This window comes from Rhodoplanes sp. Z2-YC6860, assembly GCF_001579845.1.
Taxonomy (GTDB): Bacteria; Pseudomonadota; Alphaproteobacteria; order Rhizobiales; family Xanthobacteraceae; genus Z2-YC6860.
Map to the genome: position 1 here is coordinate 733,893 of NZ_CP007440.1, position 23,052 is coordinate 756,944.

19 protein-coding genes are annotated in these 23,052 nt (G+C 63.3%); 7 read left to right on the forward strand and 12 right to left on the reverse strand.

All coding sequences use genetic code 11. The features are described 5' to 3' along the window. The first annotated feature begins 2 nt into the window (after positions 1–2). Positions 3–1,100, forward strand: a complete 1,098-nt coding sequence (atzD, locus tag RHPLAN_RS03415) for a cyanuric acid amidohydrolase (protein ID WP_068013850.1) — start codon at positions 3–5, stop codon at positions 1,098–1,100. 22 nt (positions 1,101–1,122) lie between these two features. Here the strand turns inward: atzD and RHPLAN_RS03420 are convergent, their stop codons facing one another. Continuing rightward, on the reverse strand, positions 1,123–1,530 hold the full coding sequence (locus RHPLAN_RS03420; RefSeq protein WP_068013852.1) for a DUF983 domain-containing protein: 408 nt from the start codon (positions 1,528–1,530) through the stop codon (positions 1,123–1,125). Between the two features lie 80 nt (positions 1,531–1,610). Between RHPLAN_RS03420 and RHPLAN_RS03425 the strand changes: the two genes are divergently transcribed. Further along, a complete protein-coding gene (locus tag RHPLAN_RS03425; protein WP_068013854.1) occupies positions 1,611–2,987 on the forward strand; it encodes an aminotransferase-like domain-containing protein in 1,377 nt (458 codons plus the stop codon). A 27-nt stretch (positions 2,988–3,014) separates the two neighbouring features. Here RHPLAN_RS03425 and RHPLAN_RS03430 read toward each other — a convergent pair whose 3' ends face one another. From RHPLAN_RS03430 to RHPLAN_RS03465, 8 genes are all read right to left on the reverse strand, one after another. Then, the gene (locus tag RHPLAN_RS03430) at positions 3,015–5,243 is read right to left on the reverse strand and encodes a xanthine dehydrogenase family protein molybdopterin-binding subunit (RefSeq protein ID WP_068013856.1); all 2,229 of its coding nucleotides are present in this window, start codon (positions 5,241–5,243) and stop codon (positions 3,015–3,017) included. 1 nt (position 5,244) lies between these two features. Beyond that, complete coding sequence (locus RHPLAN_RS03435) at positions 5,245–6,273, reverse strand: FAD binding domain-containing protein (protein WP_068013857.1); 1,029 nt, start codon at positions 6,271–6,273, stop codon at positions 5,245–5,247. A 1-nt stretch (position 6,274) separates the two neighbouring features. Further along, positions 6,275–6,886 carry a (2Fe-2S)-binding protein gene (locus RHPLAN_RS03440; protein WP_157100034.1) on the reverse strand — a complete coding sequence of 204 codons (612 nt, stop codon included), beginning with the start codon at positions 6,884–6,886 and terminating at the stop codon, positions 6,275–6,277. 417 nt (positions 6,887–7,303) lie between these two features. Further along, a complete protein-coding gene (locus tag RHPLAN_RS03445; RefSeq protein ID WP_157100035.1) occupies positions 7,304–7,747 on the reverse strand; it encodes a hypothetical protein in 444 nt (147 codons plus the stop codon). 173 nt (positions 7,748–7,920) lie between these two features. Next, a complete protein-coding gene (locus RHPLAN_RS03450) occupies positions 7,921–9,642 on the reverse strand; it encodes a GMC family oxidoreductase (protein ID WP_068013862.1) in 1,722 nt (573 codons plus the stop codon). Positions 9,643–9,645: 3 nt separating this feature from the next. Continuing rightward, the gene (locus tag RHPLAN_RS03455) at positions 9,646–10,422 is read right to left on the reverse strand and encodes a gluconate 2-dehydrogenase subunit 3 family protein (protein ID WP_157100036.1); all 777 of its coding nucleotides are present in this window, start codon (positions 10,420–10,422) and stop codon (positions 9,646–9,648) included. A 27-nt stretch (positions 10,423–10,449) separates the two neighbouring features. Continuing rightward, the gene (locus RHPLAN_RS03460) at positions 10,450–11,667 is read right to left on the reverse strand and encodes an NAD(P)/FAD-dependent oxidoreductase (RefSeq protein WP_068030511.1); all 1,218 of its coding nucleotides are present in this window, start codon (positions 11,665–11,667) and stop codon (positions 10,450–10,452) included. 116 nt (positions 11,668–11,783) lie between these two features. Then, positions 11,784–12,233: a MarR family winged helix-turn-helix transcriptional regulator gene (locus tag RHPLAN_RS03465; protein ID WP_068030514.1), complete on the reverse strand. Its 450-nt coding sequence runs from the start codon at positions 12,231–12,233 to the stop codon at positions 11,784–11,786. A gap of 90 nt (positions 12,234–12,323) precedes the next feature. Between RHPLAN_RS03465 and RHPLAN_RS03470 the strand changes: the two genes are divergently transcribed. Further along, positions 12,324–14,291 carry an FAD-binding monooxygenase gene (locus RHPLAN_RS03470; RefSeq protein ID WP_068013866.1) on the forward strand — a complete coding sequence of 656 codons (1,968 nt, stop codon included), beginning with the start codon at positions 12,324–12,326 and terminating at the stop codon, positions 14,289–14,291. 17 nt (positions 14,292–14,308) lie between these two features. On the opposite strand, the gene RHPLAN_RS03475 is transcribed toward RHPLAN_RS03470, so the two are convergent. After that, complete coding sequence (locus RHPLAN_RS03475) at positions 14,309–15,466, reverse strand: glycosyltransferase (protein ID WP_237180039.1); 1,158 nt, start codon at positions 15,464–15,466, stop codon at positions 14,309–14,311. A gap of 451 nt (positions 15,467–15,917) precedes the next feature. Here RHPLAN_RS03475 and RHPLAN_RS03480 point away from each other — a divergent pair, with 451 nt between their 5' ends. Then, positions 15,918–17,093, forward strand: a complete 1,176-nt coding sequence (locus RHPLAN_RS03480; RefSeq protein WP_068013871.1) for a glycosyltransferase family 4 protein — start codon at positions 15,918–15,920, stop codon at positions 17,091–17,093. A 37-nt stretch (positions 17,094–17,130) separates the two neighbouring features. Here the strand turns inward: RHPLAN_RS03480 and RHPLAN_RS03485 are convergent, their stop codons facing one another. Continuing rightward, on the reverse strand, positions 17,131–18,195 hold the full coding sequence (locus tag RHPLAN_RS03485; RefSeq protein ID WP_198164691.1) for a glycosyltransferase: 1,065 nt from the start codon (positions 18,193–18,195) through the stop codon (positions 17,131–17,133). Between the two features lie 128 nt (positions 18,196–18,323). Between RHPLAN_RS03485 and RHPLAN_RS03490 the strand changes: the two genes are divergently transcribed. The 3 genes from RHPLAN_RS03490 to RHPLAN_RS03500 all read left to right on the forward strand — a co-directional run bounded on the left by RHPLAN_RS03490 (position 18,324) and on the right by RHPLAN_RS03500 (position 22,045). Further along, on the forward strand, positions 18,324–19,424 hold the full coding sequence (locus tag RHPLAN_RS03490) for a glycosyltransferase (protein WP_068013874.1): 1,101 nt from the start codon (positions 18,324–18,326) through the stop codon (positions 19,422–19,424). Between the two features lie 290 nt (positions 19,425–19,714). After that, complete coding sequence (locus tag RHPLAN_RS03495) at positions 19,715–20,647, forward strand: lipid A biosynthesis lauroyl acyltransferase (RefSeq protein ID WP_198164692.1); 933 nt, start codon at positions 19,715–19,717, stop codon at positions 20,645–20,647. Positions 20,648–20,650: 3 nt separating this feature from the next. Beyond that, positions 20,651–22,045, forward strand: a complete 1,395-nt coding sequence (locus RHPLAN_RS03500; protein WP_068013877.1) for a glycosyltransferase — start codon at positions 20,651–20,653, stop codon at positions 22,043–22,045. On the opposite strand, the gene RHPLAN_RS03505 is transcribed toward RHPLAN_RS03500, so the two are convergent. Beyond that, positions 22,017–23,045 (reverse strand): glycosyltransferase family 2 protein, encoded by a 1,029-nt coding sequence (locus RHPLAN_RS03505; RefSeq protein ID WP_157100038.1) that lies wholly within the window; start codon positions 23,043–23,045, stop codon positions 22,017–22,019. The genes RHPLAN_RS03500 and RHPLAN_RS03505 overlap by 29 nt on opposite strands. Between the last annotated feature and the right edge of the window lie 7 nt (positions 23,046–23,052).

Here is a 23,052-nt window from a genome sequence, read left to right on the forward strand (position 1 = left end):
TCATGCCCGTTGCCAAAGTCCACCGCATCTCCGCAGCCTCGCCCGATGACGTGAGCGGCATCGAGACTGCGATTGCCAGCGGCCGCATCGATCCCAAGGGCGTGATCGCTGTGCTCGGAAAGACCGAAGGCAACGGTCTCGTCAACGATTACGCGCGAGGCTATGCGGCGTTGGCGTTGAAGCTGATGTTCGAGCGTTATCTTGGCGCGGAGCTGGCGGCGAAGATCTGCCTCGTGATGTCGGGCGGCACCGAGGGCGGCATGTCGCCGCATTGGACGGTGTTCGAGCGTGCCGAAGGCGAGGGGGCCGAACGTCCCGCGCTGGCGCTCGGCCGCGCCCACACCGCGGCGCTGCCGGCGGAGCATCTTGGGCGACTGCCGCAGGCCGACATGGTGGCCGAGGCGGTGCACGCCGCGATGCGCGACGCCAGGATCGACGATCCCGCCGCCGTGCATTTCGTGCAGGTGAAATGCCCGTTGCTCACGGTGGCGCGCACCGCCGAAGCCGAAGCGCGCGGCGCGGCGGTTGCTACGAAAGACACGTTGAAGTCGATGAATCTGTCGCGCGCCGCAAGTGCGCTCGGTGTGGCGCTCGCCCTCGGCGAGGTCGATCGCGGCAAGCTCAGCGATGCGCAGATCGGCAACGACTGGAGCATCTGGTCGGGCCGCGCGAGCTGCTCAGCTGGTATCGAATTGCTCGACCATGAGGTTGTTGTCATGGGCATGTCGCCAGCGTGGAGCGGGTCGCTTTCCATCGATCACGCGGTGATGACTGACGCCATCGACATCGAACCGGTCCGCGCCGCGCTGTCGCGTCTTGGCTTGAATTCGGGTGGTCAGCTCAATTCAAGTCAGCGCGGGCGGCTCACCGCCGTGCTCGCCAAAGCCGAGGCGAGCCACGACGGCAGGCTGCGCGGCAACCGCCACACGATGTTGGACGACTCCGACATTTCATCCACGCGGCACGCCCGGGCCTTCGTCTGCGGCGCGCTTGCAGGCCTCATCGGTCACGCTGAGATTTACGTGTCCGGCGGCGCGGAGCATCAGGGGCCGGACGGAGGCGGACCGGTGGCGCTGATCGTCAATCGCCAGGCGGAATAGCCGCCGCCGGCCTCGCGTGCTGTCAGCCAAGCGCTGCCGCGAGCCGACGCTTCTTCGACTGCTCGAAGCCGTGCATTCCGCAATACCATTGCAGCGCCACGACAACCCCTTTGACGGGTTGCAGCAGTGCCAAGGCAAGGATTGCGATGGCTGGCAGCCAGATCAGATACTGGAGCCAGGTCGGCGGCGCGTAGAGTTCCTCCATCACCAGCACGCCGGGAACCACAAGGTGTCCGACGAGGACGATGACCAGGTAGGCCGGGAAGTCATCGGCGCGATGATGCGAGTATTCCTCGCCGCATTTCGGACAGCCATCGGCAACCTTCAGGAATCGCCCGAACAAGCTGCCGCCGCCGCAGTTCGGGCAGCGCATCGTGAAGCCGCGCCAGAGTGCGCGACCGGGCGTCACGGCGGTTTCGTTGCTGGCCATTGCCAAATCTCCCTTGTCATCCGATCGCCCATACAATACGGATTTATGTCCATACAAACGACGACAAAGTTTGGAATTGCATGGATTGGGTCCCTACAATTTCGGAGTGGTCCGGACCGGCGTTCAAACGCATCGTCGACGCTCTCGCGGCCGACATTGCGGGCGGGCGTCTGAAACGGGGACAACAGCTTCCGACCCACCGCGCGCTGGCGCAGGCGTTGCGGCTCGACCTCACCACAGTGACGCGCGCCTACGGGGAAGCGCGGAGGCGTGGGCTGATCGAGGCGCAGGTCGGGCGCGGAACCTTCGTTTCGGAAACGACGCTCCGCGCTCATTCCGACATCCCGCAAGCCATCAAGATCGACTTCTCAATGAACGTTCCGCCCCAACCATTGGAGGCCAATCTCGATCTGCATATCGTGCAGGCCTTGGGAGCACTCAGGGACGAAGCGGGCTTGAGCTCGTTTCTGAATTACCAGCAGCCGGGCGGCAACGACGATGAACGCGAGGTCGCGGCACACTGGCTGCGCCGCCGCATTTCGGCGGTGCGGCCGGAGCGCGTTGTCGTCTATCCGGGCAATCAAGCGATTTTGTTCAACGCATTGCTGTCGCGGTGCGCGCCAGGCGACTTTGTTCTGACCGAAGCGTTGACCTTTCCGGGTATGAAGGCCGCGGCCAAAAGGCTCGGCCTGCGCCTCGTCGGCGTTGCGATGGATACGGAAGGCGTCCTGCCGGATGCGCTGAAATCGGCGTGCCGGGAGTACAAGCCCAAAGCCGTCTACCTCACGCCGACACTGCACAATCCCACGACCGCGACGATGTCGCAGAAGCGTCGCGCCGCCGTCGCCGACATCATCCAGGCGAGCAAGACGCTGCTGATCGAAGACGATGCCTATGGCTGGCTCAATCCGACCGCATCGCCGATTGCGAACCTCATTCCGGAGCGGACCTATCTGGCCGTGGGATTATCGAAGTGCATCGCGCCGGCATTGAGAGTTTCGTACCTCCATGCCCCCGATGAGCACTCGGCGCGCGACATGAGTGAAAGTCTCGGCGCCACCATGCTGATGGGCGCGCCGCTGATGGTGGCCCTGGTGACGCATTGGATCAAAACCGGCGTCGCCGACGACATCATCCGGGCGATTCGCGATGAAGCCGCGGGGCGCCAACGACTCGCGGGAAAATTCCTGAAGGCCGTCCCTCATGCGGCAGGCCCGCATGGTCACCACCTCTGGATTCCGTTGCTGCAACGGCGCAATCCGACCGGATTTGTCGGGGAAATTCTTCGCCGTGGGCTGGCCGTGGTCGGCGACGATGTTTTTGCAGTCGACGCATCGGCGCAGCCTGGCGTGCGCGTGTGCCTCGGCGCGCCGCGGACGCGCGATGAGCTTGCTCAGGGGCTGCAACTGCTGGCCGAAAGCTTCGCCTCGCCAAACCGCGCGGCTTCCATCGTTTAAGCCCTTCAGGCGCACATCGCGCCGGCACTATACGGCCAATAGCTTTTCCAGCCGGATCGGCAGCTCACGGACCCGCACACCGGTGGCGTGATAAACGGCGTTGGCCACGGCTGCTGCGGTGCCCACGTTGGCGAGTTCGCCGATGCCTTTGACTCCGGCCGGATTGACGAAATCATCCTGCTCGGAGACCAGTATGATGTCGACGTCTGCGATGTCGGCATTCACCGGGATCATATAGTCGGCGAGGTTGTCGTTGACGTAGCGCGCATTGCGCGGATCGATCTCGGTTGCCTCGTGCAGCGCCGACGACACCCCCCAGATCATGCCGCCGAGATACTGGCTGCGCGCAGTGCGCGGGTTCACGATCCGCCCGGCCGCAAATGCGCCGACCATGCGAGGCACCCGGATTTCGCGCGTCAGCGCGTGGATGCGCACTTCGACGAATTCGGCGCCCAGCGCATACATCAGCTTTTCGCCCTGCGAGCCGCCGCCGAGGAAGGGCGTGCCGCCGTAGAGTTTCTTGATCGTGTCGGGCTTGCCGCCCGGCGGCAGGTATTCGGCGTATTCTTCGATGGCACCGACGCCGAGCCGCTTGAACTGATCCTCGAGCGTGTTGCCACCGCCCCCCGAGCCGCTGCCAACGGTCGAGACCGGCGCGGACAATCGTGCCTTAATGGCCTCGCAGGCCTTTATCACCACCGAGCAGCAACTCGCCGTCTGGTTCGAGCCGCCGGCCACAGGCGCAGGCGGGAACGCGCTGTCGCCGGTCTCGACCTCCACCGCCGACACCGGAATGTCGAGTTGCTCGGCCACCGTTTGCGCGACGACCGTGCGGACGCCAACGCCGATCTCGTGGGCCGCGATTTGCACATGGGCCTCGCCGTTGGCCTGCAGCCGGACGCGGGCGGTCGCAGCGCCGACGTGCGTCGGATAGACCGCGCTGGCGCAGCCCCACCCGATCAGCCAATCGCCATCTCGCATCGATCCGGGTTTGGAGTCGCGATGCTTCCAGCCGAAGCGCTCCGCGGCCTGGTCGTAGCACTTCATGAGAGAACGGCTGGACCAGGGCTTGCCGGTCGCGTCCTGCATGCTGTCGTTGACACGACGAAGCTCGACAGGGTCCATGTCGAGTTCTGCGGCGAGCTCGTCCATCGCGCTTTCCAGGGCGTAGATATAGGGAACGACGGGCGGCGAGCGCATGAATCCCGGCGTGTTGCGATCGGCATGCACGATCTGCACCTGGGTTTTCACCGCGCCAAAACCGTAAAGTCGGGCGCTGTCCTCGACGCCTGAGACCGAATATGGGTCTGGCCGCGACGTGACCTCCCAGCCTTCATGGATGAAGCTCGCGATCTTGCCGTCGCGATTTGCGCCCATGCGAATCCGATGGCGCGTCTCGGCGCGATATGTCGAAACCGTGAAGCCTTGATCGCGGGTCAGCACGAGCTTGACCGGGCGATTGAGCTTTTTCGCAGCCAACGCCACCAGCGGTGAGCGCGGCGTCACCTGCGCCTTGGAGCCAAACGCGCCGCCGACGAACGGGCTGATCACCCGCACCTTGTCGGACGGAATGCCAAGCGTTTGGGCGAGACCGGCCTTCAGGCCGTACACGAATTGGCTCGGCTCAAACACCGTCAGCTCGCCATCACGCCAGACGCAAGTGGTGGTGAACAGCTCGATTGCGTTGTGATGTTGTGTCGGCGTGCCGTATTTCACATCGATGGTTGCGTCGGCGTCGACCAGAGCCGTCAGAGCGTCGCCTGCCTGGGGCAGATGCTTGGCGCGTTCGCTGGCTTTGCTGGCATCCTCCTCGGTCACGCCGGGCGAGTCGAAGGTCGCGCTGGGTTGCTCGGACTGATACTGGATCTTCACGAGGCCTGCGGCCTCCTGCGCTGCCTCGAATGTGTCGGCGACGACCATGGCGACGATCTGTCCGTCATGGTGGATTTTCGGGCCGAGGTCCTGCATCGACGTCGACGGACCGCCGCCGCCCGCGGAATACTTCAACGGCTTCAATTCGCCCGTGTTCTCGTGCGTGAAAATTTCGAGCACGCCGGGCACGCCGCGCGCCTCCTCAAGATTCATCCGCGTGATGCTGCCAAGGGCGATCGAACTGGTCACGAGATACGCATAGGCCATGTTTCCTGCGGGGAAATCGGAGGCGTAGCGCGCCTCGCCGGTGACCTTCTGGCGCGCATCGACACGCGGTACGGGTTCGCCCATGTTGGCAAGCGGAGCGGGTGCGGCACGGTTCATCTCAGATCTCCAAAGTGGCGGCTTGCTGCAAAGCGCGAACGAGCGTGCGCTTGCCGAGGTCGATCTTGAATGCGTTGTGTTCGCGGGGGCTCGCCTGAGCGAAGGCCGCTTCGGCGGCTGCGGCGAGCGTATCGTCGCCGAGTGATTGGCCTTTGAGTCGCGCTTCAGCCTCTTCGGCGCGCCACGGCGCGGTGGCGACGCCGCCAAGCGCAATGCGCACGTCCTTCACGGTCTCGCCATCGAGGTCGAGAGCCACGGCCGCGGAGGCCAGCGCAAACTCGTAGGACTCGCGGTCGCGGATCTTCAGGAACAGAGAGCGCCGTGCAAACGGCAGCTCCGGGATATCGAAGGCGATGATCAGGTCGCCGGGCGCGAGCGTGTGTTCGAGATGAGGCGTGTCGCCAGGTGTGCGATGCAGGGTCGCGAACGGGATGACGCGCCCGCCACCTGGGCCGTTGATCTCTACCTGCGCGTCGAGTGCGATCAAGGCCTGAGCGAAGTCGCCAGGATAGCTCGCGATGCAGTCGCCGCTGACGCCGAGCACCGCGTGCTGCCGATTGATTCCGTCCATCGCGGCGCAGCCCGAGCCGGGCGTGCGCTTGTTGCAGTTCGGATAGGATGTGTCGCGGAAGTAGGTGCAGCGCGTGCGCTGAAGCACGTTCCCGCCGAGCGAGGCCATGTTGCGGATTTGCGTGCTGGCCGCGAGCGACAGTGACTGCGCGATGACCGGATAGTGCTCGATCACGTCGGGGTGCTCGGCCGCGTCCGACATGCGCGCCATGGCGCCCAACCGAAGCCCGCGCGGACCGAGATCGATCTGTGCGAGGCTGTCCGTCGGCAGGCCATTGATGTCGACGACAGCGGATGGCTGCATCACGCCGAGCTTCATGAGATCGAGGAGCGTCGTGCCGCCGGCGAGATACTGGCTGCCGCGGGAGCGTTCGTCGGAGCCGTCGCTTTCGCCGGCGTTGCTGAAACCCACGATGGCGGCCTGCGGGCTGTCGGCGCGGATGAACTGGAACGGGCGCATGTCAGCCTTCTCCCATTTCTGTGTTCGCCTGCTTGATCGCGTCGACGATGTTGGGATAGGCCGCACAGCGACAGAGATTGCCGCTCATATATTCGCGGATGGCCGCATCGTTGCGGGCATGGCCTTCCTTTACGCAGCAGACCGCGGTCATGATCTGTCCCGGCGTGCAGTAGCCGCACTGGAAGGCGTCGTGATCCACGAATGCCTGTTGCATCGGATGCAGCTTGCCGTCGCGGCCGGCGAGGCCTTCGATGGTGGTGATATCCTGGCCTTCGGCGCTCGCGGCGAGCGTCAGACACGACAGTGCGCTCCGGCCGTTGATATGCACGGTGCAGGCGCCGCACTGGCCGTGATCGCAGCCTTTTTTGGTGCCGGTCAGGCCCACGTGTTCGCGCAAGGCGTCGAGCAGCGTCGTGCGGATGTCGACGTTCAACCGGTGACGATCGCCGTTGATGCGCATGGTGAGCTGCACCGTATCGCGCGGATTGGGCGCGGCGGCCGAAACATTGGCTTTCGCGTTGCCGCGATCCAAAAGAGTTGCCGACATGGTGGAAACCATTGTGGTTGCGAGAAAATTGCGCCGGTTCCAGACCGGCGCGTCCGAAGACGTCATGTGATCCTCCGCTGGGCATGGACGGCGCATGCCGCGGCCGCCATCCGTCTGGGGCTGAACGTCCGCGCCAAAGCGATGTTCCGTGCCGCGGCTTGCCGTTGAGTACGTGCGAGCGGCGGCCCAACGTCAGCCTGAGGTGCTGTCGTCGCTTTCACCCGGTCGAGGCAGCGTCCCAGCTCCAGGCGTTTTGTCGTCTTCGGTCAGATGCCGCTTTGCATGCGGCCCGGCAGCAGGGGTCGTTTGCGTGCGCTTTTGCGCGCGGTCCTTATCGGCTGGCTGATCCTGACCGCGATTGTCTTTTCTGATGCCCTGGTCGTTGCTCATGGACCGATAACAGTCGATGAGACGGAAAGTTCATGGACAGACTTGTCGCCCGATACCCGCGCAAAAGCGCCGGGTCGATCACCGGTCACGCAATCAGCGTGTGGAAAGCGCGACGTCCGCAGCGTCAATGGCTCCCGCAGGATCGACGGCAACAACGCGGCGGCATGCGGGAAGATTCGGCACATAATCGCGACGCATGTTCTTCTCGCGGCGATCGGCATCCTGTTCGGCTTCGGCGCGTGTCATTCCGCTGGAGAGAATGCTGCGCGTCCCGCAACGCGTGCCCAGCAACCAGCCATTCTCGATGGAGATCACATAGCCGCCACATCCGAGCTTGAGGCCGTGCATTTTCTTGCAGCGGGCGATGGCGTTCTGCAGCGCGTCGTCCAGCGACAGCTGCATGTCGGTGCCCCACGATCCGTCATGGGACATCGTCAGCACGCTCATATATCCGGTGATTGTCACGGCCGGGGTGGGCCCCGACGTCCAACAGACCATTGCGAGCAATGCAAAAAAGCCTGTCACGAAGCGCTGCATGGAATTCCAGGCCGCAGCGGCACGCTTCTGATGCTCGGTGTTGGATCGACCGTGGGGCATCCTTGCAGTCTATTTCGCGAACGCGATTGCGGCAAACAGCCATCGGGCAATGGCCGCCATGCCTGGGGCAGGGGCCCGGTTCAGGCCCCGGCCCGATGATGTCATGGCCGCGCTTAAAGCAGTGCGCCGGGATTCTTCTTATAACGATTCACGATTGCGTCGGCGCTCATATAGGCAAGTGCCTGAATCGTCAGCGTCGGATTGAAGCCGCAACCCATGGACGGGAAGGTCGAGCTTCCGATCACGAACAGGTTCGGCACATCCCAGGTCTGACCGTAACGGTTGACCACGGAGTTCTTGGGATCGCTGCCCATGCGGGTGCCTCCCTCGTGATGTCCCATCGGACCGCCTGAGTTCATGGGTGCAAGCCAGGTCTTCGACGCTCCCATGGCGCGGCCGATCTCGTTCAGCTTTGCCCGCATGAAATCGATGCGCTTGAGTTCATTCGGACGCCGCCAGTCGTACGTCATGCGCGGCGCCGGCAATCCCCAGGCGTCGCGCGTGTCGGGATCGAGATCGATGGTCTGATCCGCATAGGGGAGGTTCTCCGTCTGCGCCACCAATCCGGCGTAACGGTTGGAGTATTGCGCGATGAAATCCCGGTACGCGGCGCCCCAGCGCGGCACGCCGGGAGGCGGGTTCATGCTCATCGCCACCGCGATCGGACCGGCTTCGAGGTCGGCTGGAACCACCGAGATCTGAGCGCCCCGGATAAAGCCCAGGCCGCCATGGTCGAAATTGTCAGCGTTGAAGTCGTCGATCGAGTGGCGTTGCGCACTCGGACCCATGAAGATGTTGATGTGGCGGTCGTCGAAGATGCCGAACCCGCGGGCGTTGAGGTGGGTCATGATGTGCTTGCCCACGTGTCCGCTCGAATTCGCAAGTCCGTTCGGAAATTTTTCGCTCTTCGACAGCAGCAGAAGTTTTGTGCTCTCGTAGATGAATGGCGTCAGGATGACGAGGTCGGCCTCGATGGTGTTGTTCGAGCCGTCGGGTCCGTAGTAGGCGACGCCTGTCGCCTTGCCGGTGTTGTCGGTGTTGACGCGGTGACACATCACGTTGGTGATGAGTTTGAAATTGCCGGTGGCCTCCGCCTCCGGCACCTTGTTCAAAAGCACGGTCGACTTCGCGCCGATGAAGCAGCCGAACGATTGGCAGAACGAGCAGTAGCTGCAGGCCGGCCGGCCCTGATAGGGCTGCGACAGGATCGCGCGCGGCGACGAAAACGGATGATAGCCGAGCTTGCTGGCGCCTTCCGCAAACGTCAATCCCGACTGATCGACGGTGAGAGGCGGCAGCGGGTATTCGCGGTCGCGCGGCGCCTCGAAGACGTTGCCTCCGTCGATCTTGCGGCCTTTGAGGTTGCCGGCCTTGCCTGACACCCCAAGCTCATATTCGGCGCGATCGTAGTGCGGCTCCAGGTCGGCATAGCTGAGCGGCCAATCGATGAGCGAGGAGTCTTCAGGGATCGAAGAAGCGCCGTAGCGTTCGACGCTTTGCGTACGCGGGCGGAAGTCGCCTTCGTGCATGCGCCACGAAAGCCCGCCGTAGTGCACCGTACCGCCGCCGACCTGGTTGCCGTAGTTCTGGCTCGGAATCGGCACGGCGCGTGTGTTGGCGTTGGGCCGCCAGGTCACGGGCTGACGCCGGGTGTTCGGCCGCGTCTCCTGCCGCTGGAAGTAGCGCAACTCGTCGAGCTGGAAGTCTTCGGTTTTCAGGCGCGGGCCTCGTTCGAGGCCAACGACCTTCATGCCGGACTTGCCAAGCTCGGCGGCGAGGATCGCACCTGCCGCACCGACCCCGACGATGACGACATCTGCTTTTTCGGTCGCCATGGCTCACCCCTTCCTGGTCGCGAGTTGGGACTGCAGGCCGAGGATCGGGCCGCGGGTGAACGCTTCCTTGCTGTGCATTTCGGCTTCCGTGAACAGCACTTGCGCGCCAGGAAAGCCGACGAGACGCCAACCGGCGAAATCCTTGTTGCCCCCGTAAACCGGGTCCGCGAACATTCCCTCCATCGTGTGCGTCCGCAGCGTGTTGAAGAACGCGGCGGCCGAGGGCCAGGTGAAGCCGGTTGCCTTGTTGTCTTCGAGCGCCTTGATCACCGCGTCCTGGGTGGCGGCATCGAGCTTTGCGAAGACGGCGTTGTGGGTTGCCTTGCAGTAGGCGTCGAGCGCGGCGAGCCCGTGGCGGTACATGTCCTGCTGACCGGAATACGCCCCAGCCAACGCGAGATCGATGTAGTTGAGCACCCCGGCATCGGTTGCCCCGGGCTTGCCTGGAGCGCCAGGCATCAGCCGTTCGGCAAAGGCCGCGACCGTCTTGGCATCGTCCGGGTTGAAGAACGCACCGCGCGTGTCGCCAACCGTCGTGGCATGAGGGGGCGCTGCGCCTGCAGCGGGATTCTGGTCCGGTGTTTTCTCTTGAGCGGCAGCTTCAGACGCGAGACCTGCGGCCGCCCCGGCTCCAGCCACCGCGCCAATCAAAAAGGCGCGGCGAGCTTCATCATGGCTCGTCATGCGTTTCTCCCCAGCGGCATCGAATTTGTTGTGCGGACTGACGCCGCATTGGTGCCTGCTGAAGGGAATACTGACTCTTTGCCACTCACGCGGCAAGGCGTGCCGCGGACGTGCGGTGCCGGGCTACTCCGCCGCGGGGCGCAGCTGTCGCAACGGCGACGGCGTCAACACCGGCGCATACGCATCGAGGATTTCGCGGCGGTCGCGGCTGCGCGGCGGATAGATGCGGACGCGGTTGATGGTTTGCTTGGTTTTCTTGGCCTCTGCTCCGGCAATGGCAAGACGGCGGTCCCAGCCCTCGGTGTAGAGCGCCCCCCACGGTCCGAGATCGAGGCAGGTCACATAGTGTTCGATCCGCAGCGGGAGCATCTCAAGGCCGAGCAGATCAGCCGCCGCGTTGTTGCCGGCCCATCGGCCCATCGGCCGGCCGTGCTGGCACGACATCACGGAGGCGTGCGTGCCGTCGATCAGAGCTGCAGCGATGTCGCCTGCCGCGAACACGCCGGCGACGCTCTTGACCCGCATGTATTCGTCGACCGGCAACCGGCCGAACCGGTCGCGCTCGACAGGCAGCATTGTCGCGAGCGGGCTTGCATGCACGCCGGCGGTCCACACAAGGGTTTCCGTCGCGATGCGCTCGCCACCGGAAAGTGTGATGCCGCTGGCATCGACCGATTCGAGTCTGACGCCGGTGCGCGTCTCGATTCCGAGATGACGCAACGCCTCTTCTATCACCGGCCGGGCCTCGTCTCCCATATTCGAGCCGATATGCGGGAGCGCATCGGCAATAATGACGCGGCCGCTGCGGATGCCGGCTCGTGCCAGCTTCTCCGGCATTTCGCAGGCGGCTTCGATGCCGGTCAGTCCGGCGCCTGCGACCACAATGGTGTCACGACCCGGTGAGGCAGGCCGACGTCCCAGGCCGGCGATGTGCTGGTTCAGCCGCTCGCCCTCCTGATAACTGTCGACGTTGAATGCGTGGCTCGCGAGGCCGGGAATGTTCGGCATGTTGAGCTGGCTGCCGGCGGCGAGCACGAGCCGATCGTAAGAGAGCATCCGGCCCGATCCAATGCGGACCACGCGAGCGCCGGCGTCGATCGCCGTGACCTCTCCGATTACGAGCTCGACCCCGATGGGTTCAAGGACATCAGCGAGCGCAACGCGCGTGTCGCTCAGGTCCTGCTCATACCCGCGCACGCGGATGAAGTTCCAGGGGTCACGGTTGACCAGCGTGATCTTGACGTCCGCAGACGCGTCTCCGGCCTCATCGAGACGTCGCGCCGCCGCAACAGCGGCCGCCAGTCCGGCAAACCCACCGCCGATGACAACGATCTGCTTCATGATCTTCTCCTTATTCGGGATATGCCCGAACACATGACGAGACAGACCGGAGAAGTATGACACGCGGCCGAAATTTTTCGACGATTTGCAGCGTATGGCTACCTTCTCCGATGCGACTAGCCAGCCGCCGCGCTCTGCAGCGGCGCCCGGCTGAGCTCATTGCCGGCAGCAATGGCCTTCCGTAGCAGGCGTACAAGCTCCTTGGCTTCCTTGTCCGACAGGCCGCGCAGCATGATGCGCTGAGCGGCTTCGACCGCCGGCGTGCTGCCGTTCAGGGTTCGCCGTCCCGCAGCCGTGATCGTCAGCTCGCGGGCGCGCCGGTCCCGGCTGCTTTCCTGGCGCGTGATCAGTCCTTTGGCGACCAGGCGGTCGACCACACCGGTGATGGTGGTGCGGTCATAGGCGATCAGTCCCGCCAGGGTGACCTGATCGATGCCGGGGTTGGCGTCGACCCCGGCCAGCGCCACGTACTGGACAGGGGTGAGGTCGTATCCGGCCGCCTCGACCTCGGCCAGGAACACCGCCACCGCGATCTGCTGGAAGCGGCGCGCCAGATGGCCGGGCATTTCGTTGGTCGCGTTCACCGGAATTCTCCTTAGAGGCCTACTTGACCAGCATACTGATAATCAGCATACTGAGCAATAGGGAGAACGACCATGCAATTTCATCTCAATGGATTCGTGCCAGGCGACCCCGAGATAGCCGACCCGGCAGAGCGATATCCCGCTTCCGGCGCACAAGGTTCTGTCCCGGCAGAGGTTGATGTCCTGATCGTGGGCTGCGGTCCCGCAGGACTGACGCTTGCGACGCAGCTTTCTGCGTTTCCCGACATCAAGACCTGCATCGTCGAGCAGAAACCGGGCCGCATGCTGCGCGGTCAGGCGGACGGCGTTGCCTGCCGCACCGTGGAGATGTTTCACGCCTTCGGCTTCAGCGAGCGGGTGCTGAAGGAGGCCTGCTGGATCAACGAGACGACGTTCTGGAAGCCGGATGAGAAGCAGCCCGCGAACGTGGTCCGCAATGGCTGGATCAAGGACGTGGAAGAAGGCCTCTCGGAATTCCCGCATGTGGTGCTGAACCAGGCGCGCGTGCATGACTTCTATCTCGACACCATGCGCCGGTCCGCCTCGAAGCTCGAGCCGCACTACGCGCGGCGTCTCGTCTCGGTTCAGCCGGCGAAGGCGGAAGGGCAGAACGAGCCGCCGCGGGCGACCGTCACGCTCGAGCGGCTTGATCCCGGCCACGAAGGGCAGACCGAAACCGTCAAGGCGCGTTACGTGGTCGGCTGCGACGGTGCGCGCAGCAACGTCCGCACTTCGATCGGGCGTGAACTTCATGGCGATTCCGCGAATCACGCCTGGGGCGTGATGGACGTGCTCGCGGTCACCGACTTCCCGGACATCCGCTGCAAGTGCCTGATCCAATCCGCGCACGAAGGCAACATTCTGATCATCCCGCGCGAAGGCGGTTATCTCGCCCGCTTCTACGTCGAACTCACCAAGCTCGATTCCGGCGAGCGAGTCTCGAGCCGCAACATCACTCTGGAAGAGCTCATCGCCAAGGCGCAGCGGATCATGCATCCGTACAAGCTCGACGCGAAGGAAGTCCCGTGGTGGTCGGTCTATGAGATCGGCCAGCGCCTGACCGACAAATTCGACGACGTGCCGGAACAGGAGACCGCGACGCGGCTGCCGAGCGTGTTCATCGCCGGTGATGCCTGCCACACCCACAGTCCGAAGGCCGGGCAAGGGATGAACGTCTCCATGCAGGATGCCTTCAATCTCGGATGGAAACTTATTTCCGTGCTGCAAGGCCGGTGTCCGCCCACTCTGCTGCACACCTACTCGGCCGAGCGGCGCGCCATCGCCAAAGAGCTGATCGACTTCGATCGCGAATGGTCGGACATGCTCGCTTCGACGCATGGCGAGGGCAGTGGGGCGGACCCCGCCACGACGCAGAGCTATTTCATCAAGCACGGTCGCTACACGGCCGGCACTGCGACGCATTACGGCCCGTCGCTTCTCACGGGCAGCGACAGCCACCAACATCTCGCCAAAGGATTCGTGGTCGGGACGCGCTTCCATTCCGCACCCGTCATGCGTCTTGCGGATGCCAAGCCGGTCCAACTCGGCCACGTCGGCAAAGCGGATGGGCGATTCCGGATTTACGCCTTTGCCGGGACCGACGATCCCACCGCGTCCGGCTCCGCCCTCCATCGCTTGTGCGATTTTCTGAAGAACAGCCCGGATTCGCCGGTTCGGAAATACACGCGCGACGATGAAGACATCGACGCGGTGATCGACGTTCGCGCGGTATTCCAGCAAGCTCATCGCAAGCTTGCCATTGAGGCGATGCCTGCGCTTCTTCTGCCGCAAAAGGGACGCTACGGGCTTCACGACTACGAGAAGATGTTCTGCGCAGACAGCCGTGATGGTCACGATATCTTCGACATGCGCGTCATCGATCGGAAGGCCGGCTGCATGGTCGTGGTTCGACCGGATCAGTATGTCGCGCAGGTCCTGCCGCTGGATGGGTTCAAGGAGCTTGCTTCGTATTTCGACGGCTTCATGCTGCCACAGGCAAAAGGCGGTGCGCGTCGCGCTGCCGAAAATGCGGCGGCCTGAACGAAAGCGGTTTGTGCCTAGGGGAGCGGGTCCAACGCGAGCGGCTTGGCTGGAAGCATGTCGCTCAGCAAAAGCGCCTCGAACCGGTCGGCATATTCCGGCCAGGAGATGCCCTGCTGATATCTGAGCGCCGCTTCGTGCTGCCGGCGCCAGAGTTCATCGTCTGTCAACAGCGCCACCGCGGCGTCCGCAAAGCGGTCGGGATCGGCGTGATGGTAGCCGGTCAATCCGTCGAGCACGCGCTCCGGTACGGCTGCGACCGGAGCCACGACGGCCGGCAGGCCAAGAGCCTGCGCTTCTGCAACGGATAAGCAGAACGCCTCGACCTTGTGCCCCAGATACAACATCACGCGAGATCGCCGCATCACTTCGATCAGCTCGGTCCGAGTCGCGGAACGATGGATTTGGACGGATGCTTTGACAGCGGGTGACAGGCCGGCGGGCAACAGGTCTCCTTCCCATTTCTGCCAGGCGTCTTCGCCCGCCTGCAGTCCGTTGTTGCCGTAGACGTCGAGCACCGCATCCGGAACACGTGGCAGAATGGCGCGGGCCCATATCTCGACCAGGGCTCTGAGGTTCCGCTGCGGATTGGACGCGAACAGGGCTCGCCGGGGCGGCGGCGTCTCCAAATAAGGCCTGCCGCGCACGTCCTCCGGCAGGCCAAGCGGGATCACAGCATGCGGATTGCGGCGCGGGAGGGTGGGAGAATAGAGCTTGACCTGATGCAGGCTCATGAGGACCGGTATCGGCCGATAGAGCCACATGCGCCACCAGCCATGCTTGTAGTGCTTGAGATGGTTGGGCTGCCACAAAACCCAGAGGGCGCGCCGCTTCGGCCTGCGAACGAAATTCAAGAGGCGAGGATGTTGGACCGCGATGTAGAGGTCGCAGGTCGCGGGCGCCGGCGATTTCAGGCTGCGCCAGCTGACGCCTTGCCATTCCGTCGGCCCGTCGCAGTTCGTGAAGACCGTAACATTGTGACCGCGCCGAGCGAGTTCACGCGACAGCCGGATCACCGACGATTCGGTGCCGCCCAACGGACGGGTTTCCAGATACCAGCCGTCGTAATGAGACGTCGTGTCGGCAATCACGATATCCGCGCCGGCAAATGGACCGTTGCGAGAGGATTCGTCTGATGGCCGATGGCTGCTCATGAATTCTGCTTTGTCAGGCACGGTATTGTCCCGGCCACAATTTCTACTGCTGGAACTTTTGCAATGTGGGCCGCGAGGTTCGAGGGAAATGCGTCCGGGGCTGGCTTTTTCGGCTCCAATTCACGTTGCTGGCCTGGCAAATTCCCTGTTCGTAAGACGATCGTGCCGGGAGAGCCTGCGACTGTGAGCCGATCAGTATCGAGCCGGTTCGATCTTAGACCCAATGTCGCCCGCATGTCGCCGCGCCGCGGCCGCACTCTATTCAACAATCCCATTTCGGAATACAATGTGCTTCGGATCGAACATTGAATGTTCGAGGGGGGCTGCGTTGTCGGACAGCATTTCTTTTTCAAATGTTCGCTTGACCGCGTCGATCTCCGTCTCGTGCGTCTTGGGCCAGCCCCTACGTCGCCATCGCGACAATGCGGCGAACACGAAGTGCGCGGTTGATTAATAATCCGGCGGGCTGTCGATGCGCATCGCGCTAGCTATTGCGACCCTGTTTCCCGGAGGAGGGCTGCAACGCGATTGCATCGAGGTGGCGAAGCTGATCCGAAGTCATGGGCATCAGGTCGTCATCTATACGAGCCGTGCGCATGAGCATTCGCTCGCCAACGACATTCCGATTTTTCTGTTGCAAAATGCAGCGCACACCAATCACGGCCGGCAGCGTCGTTTCGCAACCGATTTCCTCGAGGAAACTGCCGGGCGTTACGATCTTACAGTCGGTTTCGACAAGCTTATGGGTCTGGACGTCATCTATTGTGCGGATGCTTCAATGGCCTATCGCGTGTTGAACGCGCCGCTGCTGCGCCTTCTTCCGCGATACCGCACTTACGTCGAGCTCGAGAGCGCTTCTTTCGCGCACGGACGGCAAACCAAGATCATCCTGCTGAGCCAGAATCAGAATTGGGAATATCAGACGGCGTGGCGTACTGAATCCGAGCGCATTCTCGTGATCCCTCCCACGTTGACACTGACGCGCCGACAGCCCGGGCACCGGACCAACGGCTCTCGGGAAGCACTGCGCTCTTCGCTCGGCCTGCTCGACAGCGATTGGGTCTGGCTAACGGTGGGCGTACAGCCGGAAACCAAAGGGACCGATCGCGCGATCAAGGCGTTGACGTATTTTCCGGACGCAACGCTCCTGATCGCAGGCTTGAGCGAAACGAGCCGCGCTTCGGCCAGCTTGGCGGCGCGCGCCAGACGGCTGGGGCTTTCCCATCGCGTCAAATGGCTTGGCCACCGCGAGGACATATCCGATTTGATGGCAGCCTCCGATCTGCTGGTGCACCCGGCGCGTTACGACACCACCGGAACCGTGATTCTCGAGGCGGTGGTCAATGGGCTTCCGGTGATCACCACGGCGGCCTGTGGCTATGCGCGCCATGTCGATTTTGCGGGTGCAGGGGTCGTGGTCCCGGAGCCCTTCGATTTCCGGCTGTTCCGTTCTGCCCTGGAACAGGGGCGAAATCCTGCCGCGGCGCGGGCGTGGTCGGAAGCCGGGGCCCAGTATGGAAAAAACCCGACGCTTTATCAGGGGCGGACGCGGGCAGCAGAGGCGATCATTCGCATTGGCCATGAGAAGTCGGGCGGGGCGGATCAGCCAATAGCTGATCTCGGACCGGCGGATGCCGCCACAAGCTGACCGGTGCCGCGGCTCGCATGCGATCCGGCGGTGCGTTTCAACTCGCGGGCAGCGAGGCGGCGAGAATGCCGTTGCAAAACGCATTGTCCACATGATGCGTTTGCACATGCTCGCGGCCGGCTGACGCGATCTCCTTCAGTCGCTGGCGGTCGTGCAAGGCGCGCTCGATCGCGTCAGCGAGACCGTCGCCCTCGGGCGCGTAGTAGATGGCGTGCCGCCCATCTTCAAGCGGCCGATGGCGTCGGATCGTGGGGTAGTTGATGACAGGGACAGTCAGGCACTGAGGCGCCTCGTAGTGCCTGTAGCAGTCCCAGCCCCGGCCGGACGGCGACCACGCCAGCCAGGCCCGGGACATGCGACGCAGGTACTCTTCGTGGTTCAGCCGGTCCGTGGCGATGTCGATGCGAAAGCCTTTCTTCGCCAGCTTTTGCAGTTGCTCGATGCCGTCGCGCCGCAGCGTCGAATTCGATTCGACATTGCCTGCGAAAAACACATCCATCGATTTCGCGGCAAAAATTCCATCGGAATCGCCAAGATCGATCCTGCCGATCTGGAGCGATATGGGATGAAGCTTCGTCAGCCGCGACTGCCACTTCGGGCTGCTCCGCAGACGCGCCGTCGGCAGGTCGTGATGCGCCGTACCGTGGAGGCTGACCCACGCATCGACCGGAAGCTCCCGCTTGAAATAGAGCTTGGCACGATCGAGCAGAAAAAAATTGCTGCGATCAATGGTGAAGTCATCGTGCATGTCGACGGCAATCACGGGAGTTTCGAACTCGAAGTACCGCAGAGCCCCGACGCCGAAACCTCGAGAGAACGCCGACAGCGGTTGCAGGGGAGTGTGTGCGAGCGCGCGCAGCCAGCATCGCGGATGCCATGCCGAGCGGGCATGAGGATAGACGACGACAAGGTCATATCGGCCGCGCCTCACGTCGCCCACGGCCTGCATCAACCGCCGAGGGGTGCAATCCTGGTAGTCGGACGCATTGAGGTGTGAGGGCGGCCGGTGGCCCGTCCAAAGCAGCGTCGTCGTGTCGGGGTGGGATTGCCGAAAGTACGAATGGTCGCCGATTTCAAGGATTCTCGCACCCGTATAGTTCATGACCGGTCTCGAATGGGTGCCGAGCGGGCGAACTTCCGAACCGCGACACGAGCGAGATATCTTACTGCAATCCCGCCGAACTGCCATAAAGTCATTCGACGGACATTCCTCGGGGCGGATGCAAAAGCTTGACCACCGGCAACTCTGATCCGCGCATCCTGGAAATCGGGCAAGTGCCACGGATGCACCACGCCTATCCGGCTACGACCGAGTTCTATTCGACTTATGTCATGGCCTCCGCGCACAACAAGCCTGCGGGGAGCACGCTGGTCTCGGCTGCCAGTCTCGCGCCATTGGCGAACCGCCTGCTCGATCCCCGGCTGGATCTTGTCGTGGTGCATGCTTCGCCGCACGGTCTCGTAGAAGGAATGGTGCGGACGGTCTTCCGCCGCGCGACCCTGGGAGGGCACTGCCCGCTGTTCCGCGGCTTTGCGCAGCAGCTGCTTCGCCGGAAAACAGCTGCGCCGGTGGCTGTGATGGACCTCGAGGACTCGCCGTCGGTGCTCAGCTGCAACTGGCATCTTCTGCGCCGGGCGACGCTCTACTTCAAGCGGGAGCTTCCCGCCGACCGCTGGCAGCTGCTGGCGACCGACGGCAAAGTCCCCACGCAACGCTTCCGGGCAAGCCAAGATTATCGATCGGCGTTAGCGCGCGTTCGTCCGCTGTCTCTGGGCCTGCCCGACCATATCCTGAGCGCAGGACCGTTCGAGCCGGCAAGAGAGCGCAAGGATATCGACGTGTTCTTTGCCGGAAAGCTGAACGGCTCGAGCACTGTTCGCGAACGCGGCATGCGAGAGCTCATGCCGTTGCGCGACGCCGGATATCGAATTGAAATTTGCGAAGGCGGGCTGTCGACGGCTGACTATCTGGAGCGGTGCTCACGCGCCTGGCTGGTTTGGGCGCCACAGGGCTACGGCTGGGACTGCTTTCGCTCCTACGAGGCTGCCTTTGCCGGATCGGTGCCGTTGATCAGCAGGCAGACCATCGAACGCCATCAGCCGCTCAACGATGGCGAACACGCCGTCTATTATGACCTTGAGCCAGGTGCGCTGGCCGGAGCGGTTCAGCGGACATTGGAGAACCGGGAGCGTCTGTTGGCGATGGCGCAAGCGGCCCGTCAACACGTGCTGCACCATCATGCGCCGGCAGCGCTGGCGCGTTACGTCGTGCAATCGACGCTCGCCGCGGCCGGACGGCCCGTGCCGGCAGAACGGATTGGCGAGGCATGAGATATTCGTGCCGGGCGCGATGGTTTGAACCGATCTACGACTACGCTGTTTTGCCGGATGGCATCGAGCGCCAGGGACCCCGCGGCCGCATCGAAATTCCTTTCAAGAGCATCGCCGAAATCACCGTGTACAAGGAGCGGCGGCTCGGCTCGTCCCGATCTTATTGGGCCTGCACGATTGCGACTGCGACGGAGCAGCTCAGGCTGACATCCGGTCATCGTGCGAAAGGGCTGAGCGTCGAAGACCGCACCGAGAGCTATATCCCCTTCATCAAGGAATTCGAGCGGCGCGTGCTTGCCGCCAATCCTGGCATTCGCTTCATCGACGAAGAGTTTCGCGAAACCGTTGGGATCAAGGTCGCCGGCCGTCTGGCTCTTGGAATGCTCGCGCTGATGCGTTGTCTCACCCGAAGACAGGCCGCCTCCCTATGCGGGGCCATGACGCGTCAGGTGGGACCTTTGCTGCGCGGTCACCGTCACGCGCGCCGACAACTCGGCGCGGCGCTGCCCGACATGGATGGCCCCGATTCTCGAATCGTCCTGCACGGCATGTGGGACAATATCGGCCGGACGTTTGCCGAATACGCCCACGCTCCGGAGTTGATGGCCTTTTCGACGGAGCGACCGACCGCGGGGCAAGTCGTCATGGACGGCATCACGGCTGACCGGCTTCGCCATCTCGGCGCGCAGAAGCAGGGCGCTTTGATGTTTGCCGCGCACCTTGGCAACTGGGAGATACCGGCGATGGCAGCGCAGGTGATCGGGCGGAACATCGCCCTGGCCTACAAGCCGCAGCCGAGCCACCGGATGACGGATCGCATGGTTGCGATGCGTTCGCTCTTTGCCGGCCGTTTGATTGAAGCAGGGCCGGCGGCGCCGCGTGAAATGCTCAAAGCGCTGCACGATGGCTGGCTGGTCGGCATGCTTGTCGATCAGCACTATGCGGCCGGCATCGATGTGTCCTTCTTCAAGCACACCTGCCGGGTCAATCCGATCCTTGCGCGCCTTGCTCGGATGCATGACGTCCCGGTGTATGGCGCGCGCGCGATCAGGCTTGCCGACCAGCGCCATCGATTTGAGATGGTTGGCCCGCTTGAATTCCCCAGAGACTCGAAGGGCAAGATCGATGTGCAGGGCGCCATGCAGACGGTGTTCGGCTTGATCGAATCATGGATCCGGGAGCATCCCGAGCAGTGGATCTGGACACACAGGATCATCCGATAAGCGATGGCGAAGCGTATCCTGTTCGATATTTCGACTTCGATGCGGTGGTCGGGCCCTCCGGTCGGCATCGTGCGTGTCGAGCGCGAGCTGGCCAGATGGGCCTCGCGGCACCATGCCAACTGCCGATTTGGTTTTTTCGACGCCGACAGCCAGGCCTATCGGCAGGTGCTTTCAGAGCATTTGCCGGCCATTCTCGATGACGCGGTCATGGTCGACACCACCGGGATGTCGGATGTTTCGCAGACGCGGCGGCGCCGGAGCGATCGGGTCCCGCGCTCTCTGCGCACGCCGTTTTTGTGGCTCACGCAGTTTCGACGGATGGCGCTGCGGAGTGCCGGCGGCTGGCTCCTGAAGGGCCGTTCGCCGGCGATCGAAGCCACGATTGCCCGGTTGCAATTGATGATTGCCGGAAAGAAATATCGCGGGATGCTGATGTCTCCGGGCGGCGGTCGGCGGTTGATCGTATCGCTCGCTGCTTTGACCGGCGCCCTCATGCAACTCGATTCAGACGACGTGGTCCTGTTCGCCGGTTCGAACTGGGCGCACAGCAATGCTGGAGCGATTGGGGACTGGCAGAAGCGTATCGGGGTCGGGCTGATCTCGCTTTGCCATGACATCATTCCATTGCTGCTGCCGGAATATTTCCGGCCCAACGACGTGGAGCTGTTGCGGCGGCATTTCGATCGCGTCTTTGCAATCGCGTCGCTGAACCTCGTCGCGTCCAAGGTCGTTGGGGCCGATATCCGGAAGTATTGTGCCGGTCGCGGAATTGCGGCGGGGCCGGTGATGCAAATTCCGTTCGGCTTCGATTTGCCAAAAGGCCACGCCGGTTCGCCGAACGCCCCGCCGAACTCCAGATACATCATGCTGGTCAGCACCATCGAGCCGCGCAAGGGGCACTGCCTGATCGAGGCGGTCTGGAACAGGCTTTTGCAGGAGCGCATTCCGCAGGAGCTCGACCTTTCGCTGCTGCTGATCGGCAGATCCGGCTGGCTGGTGGAGGATTTGATCGAGCGTCTGCGGGAAACAGACCGCGTCCTTCTCATGGAGGATGTCGACGACGCGTCCCTGGGCCGTCTCTACGACCAGGCCAGTTTTTGTATCTACCCTTCGGAGTATGAGGGGTACGGGCTCCCGGTGGTCGAAGCGCTGGCGCGGGGCAAGCCGGTCCTGGCCTCGGATGTCGGCATCGTGCCTGAGCTGCGGTCGTCACTGTTGAAGCGGTTGCCGCCGCGGGATGAAGAAGCCTGGTATCAGGCGATCCGGACATGGCTCTTGAATCTGGATAGCGTGCCGCGCGCCGACGGCACGTTCCGCCACCCGACTTGGGATGAGGCGGCCGCAGCCGTGTTCAAAACGATCGACGAATTCATTTCGCTCGAAGCGCCGAACCGATGAGGGTCAATCCGCGCGCCGGGTGCAATTTGAGCAGCCAGTAAAGCGCCATGCTGCGAGCCGCAAAGGTTCGCTGGCTTTGCAGAACGTCCCTCAGCCAAAACTGAGCGGTCTTGCGTTCGGCATGATTGAGCTCCGTTCCAGCGAGGATGCCGAAATCCCCGACCGGCACCGGATCGGCAACCGGTCGTGCCAGCAGCCGGTAAAGCTCCGCGGTGGCTCTGAGATCGTCCCGCTGACCAAGGGTGGCAAGATCAAGCGGCACCGGCAGGGTATCGACAAAATCAGTCTGGTGGTCCCGTCGAGCCTTGGCCGAAAGCCGGGCGAGGCGAGCTGCGAGCAGTTGCTTTCGGATGGCTGCTTCATTGGACTGCGGCCGCACCGATCGATAACTCAGCAGAAATTCCGGCAGGTTCGCGAGCTCGGCGCGCTCGGAGATCCGAAGCCAAAGGTCGTAGTCTTCCGCGCCGTCCAGAGCCTGACGATAGCCGCCCAGACTTCGGAGGATGTCTCCTCGTATCGCCATCGAGGAGTGAACGAAGGGGTTCTGTTTCGGAAGGATTTCGCGCAGGCGCGATGGCAGCGTGTCAGGCTTCAGCTCACCGATGACTTCGTTTCGATGGCCGATCACGCGCGCCCAGCTGCCCGCTGCCGCAACGTCCGGATGCGAGCCGAGGAAGTCCATCTGCATTTGCAGCCGATTGGGTGCCGCAACGTCGTCTCCGTCCATGCGGGCGATGATCGGACTGCGCGCCAGTGCGACCGCGCGATTGAGTGCTGCGGAAATTCCAAGGCGCGCTTGGCGCTCCAAGCGGATGCGGGAGTCGGAACGCGCCGCATCCTCAACGATACGGCAGGATCGATCCGTCGATCCGTCATCGACGACGATCAATTCAAAACCCGGAAACGACTGAGTGCCGATCGATTCCAGCGCTTGCGGAAGCCAAGACTCGCAATTGAACACCGGCATGACGACTGAGATTTTCGGGTCGCCGGTTGGCAATTGAAGC

Excerpts from the sequence above, each read along its gene's own strand:
- RHPLAN_RS03450 (WP_068013862.1), bottom strand. The coding sequence starts at position 9,642 with ATGGCGACCGAAAAAGCAGATGTCGTCATCGTCGGGGTCGGTGCGGCA.
- RHPLAN_RS03445 (WP_157100035.1), bottom strand. The coding sequence starts at position 7,747 with ATGCAGCGCTTCGTGACAGGCTTTTTTGCATTGCTCGCAATGGTCTGT.
- RHPLAN_RS03470 (WP_068013866.1), top strand. The coding sequence starts at position 12,324 with ATGCAATTTCATCTCAATGGATTCGTGCCAGGCGACCCCGAGATAGCC.
- RHPLAN_RS03465 (WP_068030514.1), bottom strand. The coding sequence starts at position 12,233 with ATGCCCGGCCATCTGGCGCGCCGCTTCCAGCAGATCGCGGTGGCGGTG.
- RHPLAN_RS03435 (WP_068013857.1), bottom strand. The coding sequence starts at position 6,273 with ATGCGCCCGTTCCAGTTCATCCGCGCCGACAGCCCGCAGGCCGCCATC.
- RHPLAN_RS03425 (WP_068013854.1), top strand. The coding sequence starts at position 1,611 with ATGGATTGGGTCCCTACAATTTCGGAGTGGTCCGGACCGGCGTTCAAA.
- RHPLAN_RS03500 (WP_068013877.1), top strand. The coding sequence starts at position 20,651 with ATGGCGAAGCGTATCCTGTTCGATATTTCGACTTCGATGCGGTGGTCG.
- RHPLAN_RS03420 (WP_068013852.1), bottom strand. The coding sequence starts at position 1,530 with ATGGCCAGCAACGAAACCGCCGTGACGCCCGGTCGCGCACTCTGGCGC.
- RHPLAN_RS03460 (WP_068030511.1), bottom strand. The coding sequence starts at position 11,667 with ATGAAGCAGATCGTTGTCATCGGCGGTGGGTTTGCCGGACTGGCGGCC.
- RHPLAN_RS03480 (WP_068013871.1), top strand. The coding sequence starts at position 15,918 with ATGCGCATCGCGCTAGCTATTGCGACCCTGTTTCCCGGAGGAGGGCTG.
- atzD (WP_068013850.1), top strand. The coding sequence starts at position 3 with ATGCCCGTTGCCAAAGTCCACCGCATCTCCGCAGCCTCGCCCGATGAC.
- RHPLAN_RS03485 (WP_198164691.1), bottom strand. The coding sequence starts at position 18,195 with ATGAACTATACGGGTGCGAGAATCCTTGAAATCGGCGACCATTCGTAC.
- RHPLAN_RS03430 (WP_068013856.1), bottom strand. The coding sequence starts at position 5,243 with ATGAACCGTGCCGCACCCGCTCCGCTTGCCAACATGGGCGAACCCGTA.
- RHPLAN_RS03440 (WP_157100034.1), bottom strand. The coding sequence starts at position 6,886 with ATGACGTCTTCGGACGCGCCGGTCTGGAACCGGCGCAATTTTCTCGCA.